Here is a 16,147-nt window from a genome sequence, read left to right on the forward strand (position 1 = left end):
TCACCTCCTCCGGGTGGCGTCCGGGTCGGCGCCGGCCCCGGTCAGGCGCCCGATCCAGCGGTCCAGGGGCAGCAGGTTGATCCCGGCGAGGATCGGGACGTGCGCCAGCGTGAACACCACCGCCCCCCAGAACGGGATCGGCCCGCCGGTGAACAGGTTGATGTGCGGGGCGTCGATCCGGTCGGGGATCTCGACCGGGTTGACCACCTGCCACATCACGTCGAGGAAGCCCGAGAACACGATCAGCACCCCGCTCGCCATGATCTTCAGGCAGCGGCCCGGCGAGCCGCCCCCGATCCGGTACGCGGCGGCGACCGTCAGCACGATCCCCGGGTAGAGCAGCAGGTACAGGTGCGTGTAGAAGTCGTCGCCCTGGGCCCGCGCGCCGTCGCCGTAGTAGAACCAGCTGATCCTCGGGATGAGGTAGCCGGTCAGGAACACGAACGGCGCGTACAGCAGCCAGTGCAGGCGCGGCGACACCCAGGGGAAGAACGCGATCGCGCAGCACAGGCAGGCGAAGGCGAGCAGCTTGGCGGCGAGCTGCCAGGCGGCGTCGATCTCGCGGGCGTGCGGGGTGGCCAGCCAGACGAAGGCGAAGCCGGCCGCGCCGACGGCCAGGGCGATCCACCAGATGTGGGCGGCCCAGGGGCGCGGGGCGTCGAGCAGGGGGTCGGGATGGTTCACTACCGGTCCTCGTGGGCGTCATCGAAGGGTCACGGGAGCGCTCCCAACGCAGTATGTCACCTGTCCCGGCGGCGGCCACCGCAATATCGGATAACGGACCCACCGGAACTTGCGGGCCTGCTGACTAACAGTAGTGTCCGCCTGAAAGTCCAGCTCAGAGGTCATGGCACGGCTGGTGGAACGATGCAGGAGAAGAGTGGCCGCAAATGGCCTGCCTGCGGTGTCAAGACCCGGCGTGGAGTCTGGAGGCAAGGCGTTCCGCTCCTCGCTTTTTGTGTGAAAGTTTGACCATCTGTCGAAAAGTCCAGCTCGGCGGGCATTTCGGGTTAATGGGAGCGCTCCCGCGACTTCCCATCTTTCAGGCCCGTAACCCTTGTTTCGGGCAGGTCCCAAATGCCGTCAGCCGACCACGCCCTCCGCGCGCAGGCCGGCCACCTGTGCCGGGGACAGGGACAGAAGGTCGCCCAGCACCTCGTCGGTGTGCTCGCCCAGCTCCGGCGCGGGCGACGGCGGGGCCTGGCGGCCGTCCAGGAGCAGGGGGCCGCCCGGGGCCAGGTGCGGGCCGACGCCCGGCTGGTCGAGCGGGGCCATCAGCGGCTCGGCGCGCAGCGCCGCCGCCCCGCCGGTGGCCAGCTCCTCCAGCGTCCGGTACCGCGACCAGAGCACCGACGTACCCTTCAGCCCCTCCTCGGCCTCGGCCGCCGTACGCGCGGCGAACCACGGCGCGAGCAGCCCGCCCAGCGCCTCCCGGTGGGCGTAGCGGTCGGACTCGGAGCGGAAGTCGGCGGGCAGCGCCTCCTCCAGCGCCGACACCACGCGCGACACCCCGGTGGCGGCGACCAGGTCGCGCCAGTGGCGTTCGGTGAGCACCAGGACCATGAGCCGCCGCCCGTCGGCGGTGGCGAAGTCGCGGCCGAAGTCGCCGTAGAGGTCGTTGCCGATGCGCGGCCGGCCGGCGCCGCGGAGCTGGGCCTCGGCCAGGAAGCCCAGGTTGCCCATGGTGGCCAGGGCGACGTCGTGCAGGGCCACGTCGAGGCGGCGTCCCCGGCCGGTCGCGGCCCGGTGGCGGTCGGCCGCGAGCAGGCCCACGGCCAGGTACAGGCCGCAGGCGACGTCCCAGGCCGGCAGCACGTGGTTCACCGGGCCGTCGTGGGCCGCGGGGCCGGTCGCGTACGGCAGGCCGAGCCCGGCGTTGACCGTGTAGTCCACGGCGGGACGGCCGTCGCGGTGGCCGAGCAGCCGCGCGTACACCAGATCGGGACGGCGCCCGGCCAGCTCCTCGTACGACAGCCCGGCCCGGGGCGGCGCGTTGGTGAGCACCGTGCCCGCCGCGACGGCCAGGTCGGCCACCAGCGCGCGCCCCCGGGCCGAACGCAGGTCGACGGTGACCGAGCGCTTGCCCTTGTTCAGCCCAGCCCAGTAGAGGCTGCGACCGGAGGGCGCGAGCGGCCAGCGCCGCGCGTCGGGCCCGCCGCCGACCGGATCGACCCGGACGACCTCCGCCCCGAGCTGGGCCAGCGTCATCCCGCCGAGCGGCGCGGCGACGAAGCTGGACAGCTCCACGATCCGCATCCCGGCCAGCGGTGCGACAGTCTCCTCCGCCACGGCCACCTCCATGTCGATCCGCCGATCCTACGCGCGGACGGCGGCCTGATGATCTAGCCCGGAAGTTCTGGTAACAAACATTTCCCGAAATAACCGGTCTGCCCCATTGTCATTAACTGGAATTGTTGGAACATATGGTCTGAGTCACGAGTGAAGTCCAAAGATCGCCTACCGCAAGAGGGTGGCGGCGAGGGGAAAGGGGCAACGCTCATGCGCCAGCGTGCTGTCCGCAACTTGGCCAGGCTTGGCACGGCGCACGCCAGGATCACGCGGATACTTGACGCCGCCGCGGGCGGGAAGAACAACTTCCTCGCCGACAGAGACCTGGTGCGCCATTTCGATCAAGTAACTCCCGTCGCCACCACCGCGGCCCGTGCCGTTCTTGAATACCTGTCGCGGGTGATCCGTCATTTGGCCGCTGTCGAAGGCGTGGACCAATTCATGATCGTGGGGAGCGGGGTGCCGAACGGCCCTTCGGGCGGCAGCCGCCTGCACGAGGTGGCCCGCCTGACCTCGCCCGGCCCGGACGTCCGCGTCGTGTACGTCGAGAGCGACCCGATGGCCCTGACGCTGGCCCAGGCCACCATCGAGCCCTTCTGCGACCTGGTCCGCGTGGTCGACGGCGACGTGCGGGAGATGGACGAGATGCTCGGCGACCCGGTGGTGCAGACGTTCCTCGACTGGGACCGGCCGATCGCCGTGCTGCTGCTGTCGGCCCACAGCCTTGACGACGAGTGCGCCCGTACCGTCGTCAAGCGGCTGCGGCACGCCGTCCCCGAGGGCAGCTTCCTCGGGCTGCTGCACATCACCTTCGACGGCGTGCCGGGGGAGCTGGCCCCGGCCGTGCGGGGCATGCTGGCCATGACGTTGCCCGGCCTGAACGTGCGCACCCGCGCCGAGGTCGCGGACCTGCTGGACGGTCTCGACCTGCTGGAGCCGGGCCTGGTGTGGGTGCCCGAGTGGCGTCCCGCCGGCGGCGACCTGGCCTGCGCGGACGCCCCCGCCTCGTCCGGCAACTACGGAGCCGTGGCCCGCATCCCCTGACCTTCCACCGGACGGCTCCCGCGGCCTCCTTGCCCCCGCCGTGAACGATGACGCGGCCCTGCGGGCGACGGTGCTGTCGCCCGGCGACCGCGACGTCCTGCTGTTCGGCGCGCGGGAGGACCTGGCCCTGCACGAGGCCGCGCAGGCCCTGGGCATCCCGGCATGTACCGTGCACTCCCGCGTGTACCGTGCACTCCCGCATGCACCACACACGCCCGGATGCACCACACACGCCCGCATGCACTGCGCGTGGGCCAGGCTGCTGACCGCAGTGCGGATGCCCGCGCCGCCCCGGTGGCGTCCCGCGTGTCCGGGGTGGCGGCTCGCGGCGGCGGCCGTCCTGGTGGGCCGCGCTGGTTCGCGCCTTGCAGGGCATCGAGGGCGTCCAGGTCACCCCCGACATGGGGGACGCCGTCGGGCGGCGCGGCGTCGGCTTCCGTCGCACTGGCGACCGGGCCCGCCACGACCTCATCCCCAGCCCGGCCGACTACCGCTTCCTGGGCACGGACGGCGTCCCTGCGGGCCCGTAATTCATCACCATTTGAAAACCTCAGGTGAAAAGCACTGTAATGGGTAGTGAACACCGTCGCCCCGCCGGACGATGGCGTCGTCCTGGCCCGTACCGGCCGGGGGGTGCGTCGAGGGTGGGCCGCCTGCTAGGACTTTCCTTTTGGTCGTCGGCGGAGTGATGAATGGGTGGCCCGTTATGTGGAAAAATGTCGGACCAGCGGCCTCGGTATTCCATGGCCGCTCCACGACACCGCTCGAAGGTACGGGCATGGACGACTCGGCATGGCACATCGAGGAGGCGTCCCTGGTGCTGGTGGAGGCGACGCTCGACGCCATGGCCGCGCTGGGCGACCTGTCGGTGCCCCGGCTGCGGGTGCTGCTGGCGGTCGACCGGCACGGCCCGATGAACCTCCGCTCCCTGGCCGACCGCCTGGACATGTCTCTCTCCGCGGCCGGCCGGGTCGTCGACCGTCTGGACACCGCCGGTCTGCTGAGCAGGGCTCCGGCCGCCCACAGTCGCCGGGAGATCCGGATCAGCACGACCCCGGCCGGCCGGGAGGTGCTGGAGCGGCTGCGCGCCGCGCGGCGGCAGCGCATCGGCCAGGCGCTGGAGAAACTGGCCCCGGACGACCGCGGGACGCTCGTCCACGTGTTGCGGCGGCTGACCGAGGCGGCCGACTCCTGAGCGCCTGATCCGCCGACATCAGCCGCTATTTCGCCTTATTTCGCGAAATTTCGGCCAATAGACCTAATTGTGTTTTCGGGGGCGGCGAAACCTTCTCGCGGAACTAACAGATTCCATATGGACACTGTCGCATGCTGGAAACAGTCGTCTGACTGCACGCATCAACTTTCAGTCGATTCGCCGGTTTCCGGGCGCAGGGGGAGGACCGCGCCCCGGCCGGGCCGGCGCGCACACCCGAAAGCATCATCTCCATGTGAGGAGGTCATGTGTCGTGCCTGGCGGAATACGCATGCATCTGACACGAGCCGAACGCGCCGCCGACACGGCGGCCGCGCGGTTGCTGGCGGCGGGCACCCACCTGCTGCGCGCCGACACCACGCCCGACCGGCGGGCGGTGTACCGCGACGAGGACAAGGTCAACGACTCCCCGTACCGGCGCCGGTGGGCGCACGACAAGGTGGTGCGTTCCACCCACGGGGTCAACTGCACCGGCTCGTGCTCCTGGAAGGTCTACGTCAAGGACGGCCTGATCACCTGGGAGACCCAGCAGACCGACTACCCCAGCGTCGGCCCCGACCGTCCCGAGTACGAGCCGCGCGGCTGCCCCCGCGGCGCTGCCTTCTCCTGGTACACCTACTCGCCCACCCGGGTGCGCTACCCGCACGCCCGCGGCGTCCTGGTGGAGCTGTACCGGGAGGCAAGGGCGCGGCTGGGCGACCCGGTCGCGGCCTGGGCCGAGATCACCACCGATCCCCGCAAACGCCACCTCTACCAGTCGGCGCGCGGCCAGGGCGGCCTGGTCCGCATCGAGTGGGACGAGGCGCTGGAGATCGCCGCGGCGGCCCACGTCCACACGCTCATGACGTACGGGCCCGACCGGGTCGCCGGGTTCTCGCCGATCCCGGCCATGTCGATGGCCTCGCACGCGGTGGGCGCCCGGTTCATGTCGCTGATCGGCGCGCCGATGTTGTCCTTCTACGACTGGTACGCCGACCTGCCCGTGGCCTCGCCGCAGGTGTTCGGCGACCAGACCGACGTGCCGGAGTCGGGCGACTGGTGGGACGCGGCCTACCTGATGCTGTGGGGGTCCAACGTCCCGGTCACCCGCACGCCCGACGCCCACTGGGTCACCGAGGCCCGCTACCGGGGCCAGAAGGTCATCGTGGTCTCGCCCGACTACTCCGACGCCACCAAGTTCGCCGACGAGTGGCTGCACCCCCATCCCGGCACCGACGGCGCGCTGGCCGTCGCCATGGGGCACGTCATCCTGCGCGAGTTCTTCGCGGAACGGCAGGCCCCGCACTTCACCGGCTACGTCAAGCGCTTCACCGACCTGCCCTTCCTGGTGCGACTGGAGGAGCACGACGACGGCGGGCTGCGTCCCGGCAAGTTCCTGACCTCGGCGGACCTGGGCGGTCAGGAGGAGGCGGCCCGCTGGCGGCCGATGATCCTCGACGCCGCGACCGGCCGCCCGGTCGCGCCCAACGGCACGCTGGGCGACCGCTGGAGCGCCGAGCAGGGACGCTGGAACCTCGACCTCGGCGACCTCGACCCGCGGCTCACCCTGCACGCGCCCGGCTGCGACGGCGCCGAGGTGGTCCTGCCGCGCTTCGACGAGCCGGGCGTCGTCCGCAGGGGCGTGCCGGTCCGGCGGGTCGGCGACCGGCTCGTCACCACCGTCTTCGACCTGCTCATGGCCCAGTACGGCGTCGCCCGCCCCGGCCTGCCCGGCCAGTGGCCCACCGGCTACGACGACCCCGACGCCCCGGGCACGCCCGCCTGGCAGGAGCGCATCACCTCCACCCCGGCCGCGCAGGCGATCAGGATCGCCCGGGAGTTCGCCGCCACCGCCGAGCGCACCGGCGGCCGGGCCATGATCATGATGGGCGCGGGCACCAACCACTGGTTCCACTCCGACACCATCTACCGCTCCTTCCTGACGCTGCTGCTGCTCACCGGCTGCCAGGGCGTCAACGGCGGCGGCTGGGCCCATTACGTGGGCCAGGAGAAGGTCCGGCCGCTGACCGGCTGGCAGCAGCTGTCCACCGCGGCCGACTGGGTGCGCCCGTCCCGCCAGATGGCCGGCACGCCGTACTGGTACCTGCACACCGGCCAGTGGCGCTACGAACGGTTCTCGGCCGGGACGCTGTCCAGCCCCGCCGGGCCCCGGCGGTTCGCCGGGCGGCACACCCTCGACCTGGTGGCGCAGTCGGCCCGGCTGGGCTGGATGCCGAGCTACCCCACCTTCGCCGCCAACCCGCTCGACCTGGGCCGCCGCATCCACGACAGCGGCGCCGACCCGGCCCGCTGGATCGCCGGCGAGGTGGAGTCCGGGCGGCTGGCGTTCGCCTGCGAGGACCCCGACGCGCCGGAGAACTGGCCGCGGGTGCTCACCGTCTGGCGGGCCAACCTGATCGGCTCCTCGGCCAAGGGCAACGAGTACTTCCTGCGCCACCTGCTGGGCGCGCCCGACAACGCCACCGCCGAGGAGGCGCCGCCGCCCGACCGTCCCCGGGAGGTCACCTGGCGGGACGCGCCGCGCGGCAAGCTCGACCTGCTGCTCGCCCTCGACTTCCGGATGACCTCCACGACGCTCTTCGCCGACCTGGTGCTGCCCGCCGCCACCTGGTACGAGAAGCACGACCTGTCCAGCACCGACCTGCACCCGTTCGTGCACGCCTTCACCCCGGCGATCAACCCGCCCTGGCGGGCCCGCACCGACTTCGACATCTTCCACTCCCTGGCCCGCAAGCTGAGCGAGCTGGCCGCCGGCCGCCTCGACGTCGCCCACGACCTGGTGGCCACCGCGCTCCAGCACGACACGCCCGGCGAGATCGCCCAGCCCGGCGGCGGCGTCCCCGACTGGCGCGAGAGCGGCGAGACGCCCGAGCCCGGCCGCACCATGCCCGCGGTGACGCTGGTCGAATGGGACTACACCGCGGTCGCCGACAAGCTGGCCGCCTTCGGCCCGCTGGCCGAGCGGCAGGGCATGACCGTCAAGGGCGTCACCGTGCGGCCCGGCCCCGAGTCGGCCTGGCTGGCCGCGCGCTGCGGCACGGCCGCCGGCGGCCCGGCCGAGGGCCGTCCGCTGCTGGACAGCGACGTCAAGCTGTGCGAGGCGATCCTGGCGCTGTCGGGCACCACCAACGGCCGGATCGCCGCCGAGGGCTTCGACCGGCTCGCCGAGCGCTGCGGGCCCGGCTCGGGGCTGTCGGAGCTGGGCGCGTCGGTCGCCGGGCACCGCACGGTGTTCTCCGACACCCAGGACCGGCCGGTGGCCGCCGGGGCCAGCTTCGAGTGGTCGGGCGCGGAGGGGCACGACCGCCGCTACGCGCCGTTCACCATCAACACCGAGCACCGCAAGCCCTGGCACACGCTCACCGGCCGCCAGCACTTCTACCTCGACCACGACTGGATGGCCGAGCTCGGCGAGCAGCTGCCCGTCTACCGGCCGCCGCTCGACCTCGACGCGCTGGGGGAATGCCTGCCCGCCGCGCCCGACGGCGGCAAGGCGGTGAACGTGCGCTACCTCACCCCGCACTCCAAGTGGTCGATCCACTCCGAGTACCAGGAGAACCTGCTCATGCAGACGCTGGCCAGGGGCGGCCCGGTCATCTGGATCAGCGTCGAGGACGCCGCCACGATCGGCGTGGCCGACAACGACTGGATCGAGGCCGTCAACGTCAACGGCGTCGTGGTGGCCCGCGCCGTCGTCTCCCACCGCATGCCGCCCGGCACCGTGTTCATGTACCACGTCCAGGAGCGGCTGGTGAACGTGCCCAAGTCGCAGGCCACCGGCCGGCGCGGCGGCGTGCACAACGCGCTCACCAAGCTCCTGGTCAAGCCGACCCACCTGATCGGCGGGTACGGCCAGCTCTCCTTCGCCCCCAACTACTACGGCCCCACCGGCAACCAGCGCGACGCGGTGACCGTCATCCGCCGCCGGGATCAGGAGGTGCGTTACTGATGCGACCGATGGCCCAGATCGCCATGGTGATGAACCTGGACAAGTGCATCGGCTGTCACACCTGCTCGGTGACCTGCAAGCAGACGTGGACCAACCGGCCGGGCACCGAGTACGTCTGGTTCAACAACGTCGAGACCCGCCCCGGCCAGGGCTACCCGCGGGGCTGGCAGGACCAGGAACGCTGGCGGGGCGGCTGGCGGCTGCGCCACGGCCGCCTGGTGCCCCGCGCCGGCGGCCGGCTGCGCCGCCTGGCCACGCTCTTCGCCAACCCCGAGTTCCCCGGCCTGGACGACTACTACGAGCCCTGGACCTACGACTACGACAACCTCACCAGCGCGCCGCTCGGCGACGACGTGCCCACCGCGCCGCCCCGCTCGCTGATCGACGGGCGGCCGACCGCCGTCACCTGGGGCCCGAACTGGGACGACGACCTGGGCGGCGGCCCCGAGCAGCTCTCCGCCGACGTCGTGCTGCGCAAGGTGAGCGACACCGTGCGGCTGGACTACGAGCGGGCGTTCATGTTCCACCTGCCGCGCATCTGCGAGCACTGCCTCAACCCGTCCTGCGTGGCCGCCTGCCCGTCGGGGGCGATGTACAAGCGCATGGAGGACGGCATCGTGCTGGTCGACCAGGACCGGTGCCGGGGGTGGCGCATGTGCGTGTCCGGCTGCCCGTACAAGAAGGTGTACTTCAACCACCAGACCGGCAAGGCCGAGAAGTGCACGTTCTGCTACCCGCGCATCGAGGCGGGGGAGCCGACGGTCTGCTCCGAGACGTGCGTCGGCCGCCTGCGCTACCTCGGGGTCATGCTCTACGACGCCGACCGCATCGGCGCGGCCGCCGCCGTACCGGACGAACGTGACCTGTACCCGGCGCAGCTCGACTGCTTCCTCGACCCCGCCGACCCCGAGGTGGTCGCCGCCGCCGAGGCGGCGGGCATCCCGCACGACTGGCTGGAGGCGGCCCGCCGCTCGCCCGTCCACCGGCTCATCACCGAGTTCCGCATCGCGCTGCCCCTGCATCCGGAGTACCGCACGATGCCCATGGTCTGGTACGTCCCGCCGCTGTCGCCCATCGTCGACGCGCTCGCCGAGACCGGGCACGACGGCGAGGACGCGGGCAACCTGTTCGGCGCCATCGACTCGCTGCGCATCCCGGTCGGCTACCTCGCCGAGCTGTTCACCGCGGGCGACCCGGCCCCGGTGGAGGCCGCGCTGCACCGCCTGGCCGCCATGCGCGCCCACATGCGGGCCCGCAACCTCGGCGACGAGCCGGACCCCGGCATCGCCGCCGGGACCGGCCTGTCGCCCGCCGACCTGGAACGCATGTACCGCCTGCTCGCCATCGCCAAGTACGACGAGCGGTACGTCATCCCCACCGCCTACGTCACCTCCGACCACGCCGACCACGCCGACCACGTCGGCTGCAGCCTGGACGCCCCCGGCGGCCCCGGCATGCTCGCCGAGAGCTTCCACAGCGCCCCCGTCACCAGGGACGACCGGCTGCGCGGCCGGGTCAACCTGCTCAACTGGGACGGCAAGGGCACCCCCGACGGCCTGTTCCCGTCCAGGGACGAGGCGGCCGAGTGAACCGGCACGACGTCCGCCTGATCCACCAGGCCGCCTCCCTGCTCCTGAGCTACCCGGGCGAGGACTGGACCGCCCGCCTCGCCCTGGTCCGCGACGCGCTCGGCTCGACGGGCGGCGCCGCCGCCGAGCGCCTGCGCGGCTTCTGCGCCGAGGCGGCGGCCCTGCCCGCGCTCGACGCCGGCGCCGCGTACGTGTCCACGTTCGACCGCAGCGGCCGGCGCACGCTCCACATGACCTACTACGGCGACGGCGACACCCGACGGCGCGGCGAGTCCCTGCTGGAGCTCAAGACGCTCTACCAGGCCCACGGCTGGCGGCCCGGCACCGGCGAGCTGCCCGACTTCCTGCCGGTGATGCTGGAGTTCGCCGCCCGCGTGCCAGGCCCCGGCGGCCGGCTGCTGCGCGACCACCGGCCCGGCCTCGACCTGCTGCACGCCGGCCTCACCGCGCGCCGCAGCGGCTACGCCGCCGTCGTGGAGGCCGTGCGGCTGACCTTGCCCCGCGCCACGTCCGCCGACCGCCGGACCGTGGACGAGCGTTCGGCGCTCGGCCCGCCCGCCGAACGTGTCGGCCTCACCGCCCTGCCCGAGGTTCCCGGAGGAGTCCGCCGATGAGGCATCTCGACATCGCCCTGTGGGGCGTTCTGCCGTACGTCGTCCTGGTGTTGTTCGTCGCCGGGGCGGTCTGGCGCCACCGCTACGACCGGTTCGGGCTGACCACCCGCTCCAGCCAGCTCCACGAGAGCCGCATGCTGCGGGTGGGCGGGCCGCTGTTCCACTTCGGGTTGCTGTTCGTGATCGCCGGTCACCTCGTCGGCCTGCTCGTCCCCGAGCGGTTCACCGAGGCCGTGCACGTGACCGAGCCCATGTACCAGCTCAACGCCCTGGTCGTCGGCGGGCTGGCCGGGCTGGCCACCGTGGCCGGGCTCGGCGTGCTGCTGTGGCGGCGGCTGCGCGTACGGGCCGTGCGGCGGGCCACCGGCCGCTCCGACCGCGTCCTGTACCCGGTGCTGGCCACCGTGCTGCTGGCCGGGCTGATCGCCACCCTGCTCGGGCCGTCCGGCCACTGCGACTACCGGCTCGGCGTGTCGGTGTGGTTCCGCAGCCTGCTCGAACTGGAGCCGGACGTGGACGCCATGGCCTCGGCGCCGTTCGTGTTCCAGGCGCACACGCTGCTCGGCCTGGCCCTGTTCGCGCTGTGGCCGTTCAGCCGCCTGGTCCACGCCTTCGCCGCGCCCGTCGCCTACCTGGCCAGGCCGTACATCGTCTACCGCTCCCGCGGTGGCGCGCTGCCCCGATGAGCGCCGAAGCCGCCGCGGAAGGGACGGAAGGCGCGGAGGGGACGGCCGGCGGCGGGGCCCGGGAGCGGGGGGCGGTCAGGGCGCGGGGCGCCGGGGCGTGCGCGGTCGCCGGGCGGGCCGCGGTGAGCATCAGCGTGCCCGCCCTGGTCGCCTGGCTGGCCCACCAGCCGTTCGTCTTCCCGTCCCTGGGGCCGACGATCTACCTGGTGCTCACCGCGCCGGGGGCGCCGGCCGCCGCTCCTCGCCGTACCGTCGCCGGGCACGCCATCAGCGCCGCCGGCGGCTACCTGGCCCTCACCGTCACCGGGCTGACGCGGACCGCGCCCGATCTGGGGCACATCGACGGGCGCCGGGTGCTCGCCGTCGTCATCGCGCTGTCCTGCACGACGCTGGGCATGCTGGCCACCGACAGCTCGCATCCGCCCGGCGGCGCGACCACGCTGATCGTGGCGCTGGGCTTCCTGCGCACCCCGCTGAACCTGGCCGTGCTGCTGACCGCCGTGGTGCTCACGACCCTCGTCCTGCTCGCGCTCGGACGTCTCCGCGTCTCCCGCGTGGTAACTTCGCAGAAGAAGTTACTTCTTGGAGGATTTATCTTCCCCAAGAAGGAGGACAGGAAGTGAGGACCGCGTGCCGAACACCCCCGACCCGTCGGACGCCGGCCGGCGCTACCGCCGCTACCTGAGCGCGGTCATGCTGCACGGCCACGCCGGCGCCAAAGCCTGCGGCCTGGGCGCCACCGACCTGTACGCCCTGAACATCCTCGAACTGGCCGGCCCGATGACCCCCGGCGAGCTCGGCGTCCGCACCGGCCTGACCACCGGCCCGACCACCCGGCTGATCGACCGGCTGGAGCAGGCCGGATACGTCCGCCGCGTGCCCGCCCCCGACGACCGCCGCAAGGTGATCGTCGAGCCGGTCGGCAGGCCCGCCGAGCTCGACGCGGTCATGGCCCCCGTCCGGCAGAAGATCGGCGACATCCTCGCGGGCTACCCGGCCGAGCACCTCGACGTGCTCTACGACTACTTCGACCGGGCCGCCCGCGCCTACCAGGAGGCCGCCGAGGACCTGCGCTCCGGCTCCTGACGCGGCGCTCAGCGGAAGACGCGGCGCTCAGCGGAAGTCGGAGATGCGCAGCACCGCCAGCATGTCCGTCGCCCGCGAACCGGTCGAGAACGACGCCTCCACCCCGACCCAGCCGCGGAAGGCCCCCGTGTCGTCGATGATCTGCATCAGCGGCTTGACGTGCGAGTTGCCCGTGTAGCAGAACTCGCCCCGCTCCATCGCCAGGCACGTGCACCAGTGCCACAGCGTGTCACGCCGGTCGGACTTGGAGATCGTCGTCAGGTAGTACTGGATGGAGCTGACGTTGGCCTTCGTGCCGCCGCCGTACTTGGGGCAGCCGCCCGACTTCTGGCACGCGCCCCGCGAGGACGGCTGCAGGTAGGTCAGGCACGAGGTGGTCGACTTGCAGGCGCGGAAGGAGGAGTGGCCGAACGGCTGGTTCGCCGAGTTGACCAGCGTGCCGCTCGCCCAGCTCGTCAGGTCCTGCCTGAGCGAGCCGGGGAAGGCCCGCACCGAGCTCATCGCGCGCCGGGTGCCGATCGCGGCGTTGCTGCCGTAGCCGTAGCCGTGCGTGGCCAGGCTGCTGCCCTTGAGGTCGAGGCGGGCCAGCTTGCCGTCGGGGGAGGTGCGCACGTACCACTGCTCGGTCCAGGTCTGGGCGATCTTCCACCGGATCGTGAGCACGTTGCCCGCCAGCGTGTACGTCCCCGTACGGGTCTCGCTCGGGCCGCCCGTGTAGCCGCCCGCGGTGAGCACCTCGCAGCCGCGCGGCCGCGACGAGACGCCGCCGGCCTTGGTGGTGCAGCTCGGGTCGGGCACGGTGCCGGTGCGCTGCCTGGCCTTGGGGAAACGCTGCCACCACAGGTACAGGGCGGCGCTCACCGTGCCGTTCGCGGCGAAGCGGTATGTGCCCAGGCGCACCCAGTTCTGCCGGGAGGCGGCCTGGAGATGGCCCTGCGAGACGACGAAGGTGGACTTGCCGCCCGGCAGCGGCGAGGCGGCGATGGTGGCGGCGGCGGTGGTGGTGGCGGTGGTGGTGGCGGTGGCCGTCACAGTGGCCGTCACCGGTTGGACGGGGAGAAGGGCGAGGGCGAGCACGAAGGAGAGGACTGCCGCTGCGGTACGCATGGAGAGACTCCGTAGGGCTTGCGGGCGTTGGCCGATGGTCAACGGCCCACCGTATTCCGGCTCGACCGGATCTGTCCTCGAAACGCGGTCAGGAGGAAGCTGACAGTGCTCGACGTCCGCCGGTGAAGCTAGGATGAGGGGGTTCCCAGCACCGCGAGGAGGTTGATCATGTCGTTCCCACCGCCCGGCATGGTTCTCGGCGACGCCCCGGCGCGCACTTCCTCGCGGGAGGCCGCCACAGGCTGACCCTCTCCGCGTCGAAGTGCTTCTCATGGCCATCACTGGTTCGATCATGAGGAGCCCTGAGTGCTCGAGATCCGCTGGACCGAAGACGGCGAGGCCCGGTCGGCCCGCTGGCGTTCCGAGAACGGCTCGCCGCCGCCCGCGCGCGTGGTGATCGCCGACGAGCGCCTGGCCGCGGCCACGGCGTACCGGCTGGCCTGCGAGGGCACCGCGCTGCTGTGGCGCGGCGACTTCCATGCCGCCCGCCGCCTGCTGCGCGCCATGACCCGCCGCGCCGACCACCACGCACCTCCACCCCGCCCTTCCCGCTCCCCGTCACCCGCCCCCGCGCCCGCGCCCGCCCCCGCGTCCGCTTCGGCGCCGGCGTCCGCCTCCTCGACCGCCCTCGCGTCCGCTCACCTGGCCGCGCCTGCGTCTTCGCTCGCGCAGGCTTTCCATCAGCATCGGCAGGCCCGTTCCCAGCGGGCCGTCACGCTGAGCCGGTTGCTGGTGCCGCTCGACCCGGACCACAGCGTCCCCCTGCGGCGCGCCCCCGACGTGCGGAGCGCCTGCGCGCAGGTCTACGGGCCCGCGACGGAGGCTTCGGTGATCTCGCTGCGTGAGCTGCTGGGCATCGTCGGGGCCTACGAATGGCGCAGGCGAGGCGTCGAGGTGCCCGCCCTGAACGACCGCATCCACCCCCACTACGGCGTCTTCTCACCGGTGCGCGGCGAGTACGTCGACCTGGTGGCCGCGGCCCCGCTGGTCTCGCGCGCGGGGGCGTTCGACATCGGCACCGGGACGGGCGTGCTCGCCGCGGTCCTCGCCCGCAGAGGCGTCGAGCGGGTCGTGGCCACCGACCGCGATCCGCGCGCCGTGGCATGCGCCCGCGCCAACGTGCGACGGCTGGGGTTGTCCGGCCGGGTCGACGTCCTGGAGGCCGACCTCTTCCCGCCGGGACGCGCGCCGCTCGTCGTCTGCAACCCGCCCTGGCTTCCGGCCAAGCCCGCCTCGCCCCTCGACCACGCGGTCTACGACCCCGGGAGCCGGATGCTCCGCGGCTTCCTCGACGGGCTCGGCGAGCACCTGACCCCGGAGGGAGAAGGCTGGCTGATCCTGTCGGACCTGGCCGAACGGCTGGGGTTACGGACCCGTGCCGAACTGCTGTCCGCCTTCGCGAGCGCGGGCCTACGGGTCGTCGACCAGCTCCGCACCCGGCCACGCCACCCACGCGCCGCCGACCGGACCGACCCCTTGCACGCCGCCCGCACCACCGAAACCACCTCCTTGTGGCGCCTCCGCCGCACCTGACCCTCTCCACCCCGGGGGCTCGGGTGCACGGAACCTCCACCTGGTGTCCCCGGGATCTGCGAACTCGTCTGGTTGGCTGGGTTCATGATCGACATTGATCCCGCCTCCCGTCCCGACCCCGTCGCCTACCTCGACCACGTCGCCTCGACCGACGTCGGCAGGGGCTACAAGCGGCAGGTCCTCGAACTGCTGGACCTGCGGCCCGGACAGACCGTGCTCGACCTCGGCTGCGGCCCCGGGACCGACCTCGCCGCCATGGCCGACGCCGTCACCCCTGCCGGACGGGTGATCGGCCTCGACCGCGCCCCGGCGATGGTCGCCGAGGCGGCCGCCCGTCTGGCCGGACGGCCCCAGGTCGAGGTGCGTTCCGGAGACGTGCACGAGCTGCCGTTCGAGGACGGGAGCGTCGACCGGGCCCGTACCGACCGGGTGCTGCAGCACGTGGACGACCCGGCGCGGGTGCTGGCGGAGTTCCGCCGGGTGGCGCGCCCGGGGGCGCGGATCGTCATGGCCGAACCCGACTGGGAGGGCATGCTCGTCGACTCCCCGCGCCCGGACGTCGGCCGGACGCTGGCCCGGTTCATCTCCACCGAGATGATCCGGCACGGCACGCTCGGCCGCAGCCTGGCCCGGCTGTGCGAGGAGGCGGGCCTCACGGTGCGGTCGGTGGCGACGGTCGCGCCGGTCTTCCGCGACCTGGCCACCGCCGACCAGGTCCTCGGCCTGCGCCGCAACCTGGTCAGGGCCGTCGGCGCCGGATATCTCGAACCCGGCGCCGAGGAGTGGTTCGACGACCTGCGCTCCCGCCCCTTCCTGGCCTCGGCCCTGCTGTTCCTGGTGACGGCCGAAGTCGCGTGATCGGCGCCCTGGCGGGGGCCAGGGGCGGGCGAGGGTCAGGTGATGCGGAGCGGAAGGGTGCGGGGGCCGCGCACCTGGCCCGTCGCCCAGGTGACGGCGTCGGGGTCGGCGAGGGTGAAGGCGGGGATGCGCTGGAGCCAGACGTCGAGGGCGGTGCGCAGTTCCATGCGGGCCAGGTG

The 16,147-nt window shown here is 72.7% G+C and carries 14 protein-coding genes; 11 read left to right on the forward strand and 3 right to left on the reverse strand.

Annotation, left to right across the window (positions count from 1 at the left end; all coding sequences use genetic code 11):
• Both AB0C33_RS50470 and AB0C33_RS50475 read right to left on the reverse strand, forming a co-directional pair.
• Positions 1 to 684 (reverse strand): hypothetical protein, encoded by a 684-nt coding sequence (locus AB0C33_RS50470; RefSeq protein WP_358302784.1) that lies wholly within the window; start codon positions 682 to 684, stop codon positions 1 to 3.
• Positions 685 to 1,083: 399 nt separating this feature from the next.
• Positions 1,084 to 2,289 (reverse strand): CoA transferase, encoded by a 1,206-nt coding sequence (locus AB0C33_RS50475; protein ID WP_358302787.1) that lies wholly within the window; start codon positions 2,287 to 2,289, stop codon positions 1,084 to 1,086.
• Positions 2,290 to 2,499: 210 nt separating this feature from the next.
• On the opposite strand from AB0C33_RS50475, the gene AB0C33_RS50480 reads away from it, so the two are divergent.
• The 9 genes from AB0C33_RS50480 to AB0C33_RS50520 all read left to right on the forward strand — a co-directional run bounded on the left by AB0C33_RS50480 (position 2,500) and on the right by AB0C33_RS50520 (position 12,470).
• Positions 2,500 to 3,333 carry an SAM-dependent methyltransferase gene (locus AB0C33_RS50480; protein WP_358302790.1) on the forward strand — a complete coding sequence of 278 codons (834 nt, stop codon included), beginning with the start codon at positions 2,500 to 2,502 and terminating at the stop codon, positions 3,331 to 3,333.
• Positions 3,334 to 3,698: 365 nt separating this feature from the next.
• On the forward strand, positions 3,699 to 3,863 hold the full coding sequence (locus tag AB0C33_RS50485) for a hypothetical protein (RefSeq protein ID WP_358302793.1): 165 nt from the start codon (positions 3,699 to 3,701) through the stop codon (positions 3,861 to 3,863).
• Positions 3,864 to 4,111: 248 nt separating this feature from the next.
• Positions 4,112 to 4,528, forward strand: coding sequence for a MarR family transcriptional regulator (locus tag AB0C33_RS50490; RefSeq protein ID WP_358302796.1), 417 nt, complete (start codon positions 4,112 to 4,114; stop codon positions 4,526 to 4,528).
• 289 nt (positions 4,529 to 4,817) lie between these two features.
• Entirely contained in the window at positions 4,818 to 8,495 is a 3,678-nt protein-coding gene (locus AB0C33_RS50495) for a nitrate reductase subunit alpha (RefSeq protein WP_358302799.1), read from the forward strand.
• Complete coding sequence (gene narH, locus AB0C33_RS50500) at positions 8,495 to 10,084, forward strand: nitrate reductase subunit beta (protein WP_358302802.1); 1,590 nt, start codon at positions 8,495 to 8,497, stop codon at positions 10,082 to 10,084. Before AB0C33_RS50495 ends, narH begins: the two co-directional genes overlap by 1 nt.
• Entirely contained in the window at positions 10,081 to 10,698 is a 618-nt protein-coding gene (gene narJ / locus AB0C33_RS50505) for a nitrate reductase molybdenum cofactor assembly chaperone (protein WP_358302805.1), read from the forward strand. Before narH ends, narJ begins: the two co-directional genes overlap by 4 nt.
• Complete coding sequence (gene narI, locus AB0C33_RS50510) at positions 10,695 to 11,384, forward strand: respiratory nitrate reductase subunit gamma (RefSeq protein WP_358302808.1); 690 nt, start codon at positions 10,695 to 10,697, stop codon at positions 11,382 to 11,384. Before narJ ends, narI begins: the two co-directional genes overlap by 4 nt.
• Entirely contained in the window at positions 11,381 to 12,007 is a 627-nt protein-coding gene (locus AB0C33_RS50515; protein WP_358302810.1) for an HPP family protein, read from the forward strand. Before narI ends, AB0C33_RS50515 begins: the two co-directional genes overlap by 4 nt.
• 7 nt (positions 12,008 to 12,014) lie before the next feature.
• Entirely contained in the window at positions 12,015 to 12,470 is a 456-nt protein-coding gene (locus tag AB0C33_RS50520) for a MarR family transcriptional regulator (protein ID WP_358302813.1), read from the forward strand.
• A gap of 27 nt (positions 12,471 to 12,497) precedes the next feature.
• On the opposite strand, the gene AB0C33_RS50525 is transcribed toward AB0C33_RS50520, so the two are convergent.
• Positions 12,498 to 13,577, reverse strand: a complete 1,080-nt coding sequence (locus tag AB0C33_RS50525) for a hypothetical protein (protein WP_358302816.1) — start codon at positions 13,575 to 13,577, stop codon at positions 12,498 to 12,500.
• Positions 13,578 to 13,883: 306 nt separating this feature from the next.
• On the opposite strand from AB0C33_RS50525, the gene AB0C33_RS50530 reads away from it, so the two are divergent.
• Positions 13,884 to 15,110, forward strand: coding sequence for a class I SAM-dependent methyltransferase (locus AB0C33_RS50530; RefSeq protein ID WP_358302819.1), 1,227 nt, complete (start codon positions 13,884 to 13,886; stop codon positions 15,108 to 15,110).
• A gap of 84 nt (positions 15,111 to 15,194) precedes the next feature.
• Positions 15,195 to 15,968 (forward strand): methyltransferase domain-containing protein, encoded by a 774-nt coding sequence (locus tag AB0C33_RS50535; RefSeq protein WP_358302822.1) that lies wholly within the window; start codon positions 15,195 to 15,197, stop codon positions 15,966 to 15,968.
• The last annotated feature ends 179 nt before the right edge of the window (positions 15,969 to 16,147 follow it).

It is taken from the genome of Nonomuraea sp. NPDC048881, assembly GCF_040649795.1.
GTDB lineage: Bacteria > Actinomycetota > Actinomycetes > Streptosporangiales > Streptosporangiaceae > Nonomuraea.

What these genes read in the sequence shown, in the direction of transcription:
- AB0C33_RS50480 (WP_358302790.1), top strand. Translation starts at nt 2,500, where the DNA reads ATGCGCCAGCGTGCTGTCCGCAACTTGGCCAGGCTTGGCACGGCGCAC.
- AB0C33_RS50490 (WP_358302796.1), top strand. Translation starts at nt 4,112, where the DNA reads ATGGACGACTCGGCATGGCACATCGAGGAGGCGTCCCTGGTGCTGGTG.
- AB0C33_RS50495 (WP_358302799.1), top strand. Translation starts at nt 4,818, where the DNA reads ATGCATCTGACACGAGCCGAACGCGCCGCCGACACGGCGGCCGCGCGG.
- narH (WP_358302802.1), top strand. Translation starts at nt 8,495, where the DNA reads ATGCGACCGATGGCCCAGATCGCCATGGTGATGAACCTGGACAAGTGC.
- narI (WP_358302808.1), top strand. Translation starts at nt 10,695, where the DNA reads ATGAGGCATCTCGACATCGCCCTGTGGGGCGTTCTGCCGTACGTCGTC.
- AB0C33_RS50515 (WP_358302810.1), top strand. Translation starts at nt 11,381, where the DNA reads ATGAGCGCCGAAGCCGCCGCGGAAGGGACGGAAGGCGCGGAGGGGACG.
- AB0C33_RS50525 (WP_358302816.1), bottom strand. Translation starts at nt 13,577, where the DNA reads ATGCGTACCGCAGCGGCAGTCCTCTCCTTCGTGCTCGCCCTCGCCCTT.
- AB0C33_RS50535 (WP_358302822.1), top strand. Translation starts at nt 15,195, where the DNA reads ATGATCGACATTGATCCCGCCTCCCGTCCCGACCCCGTCGCCTACCTC.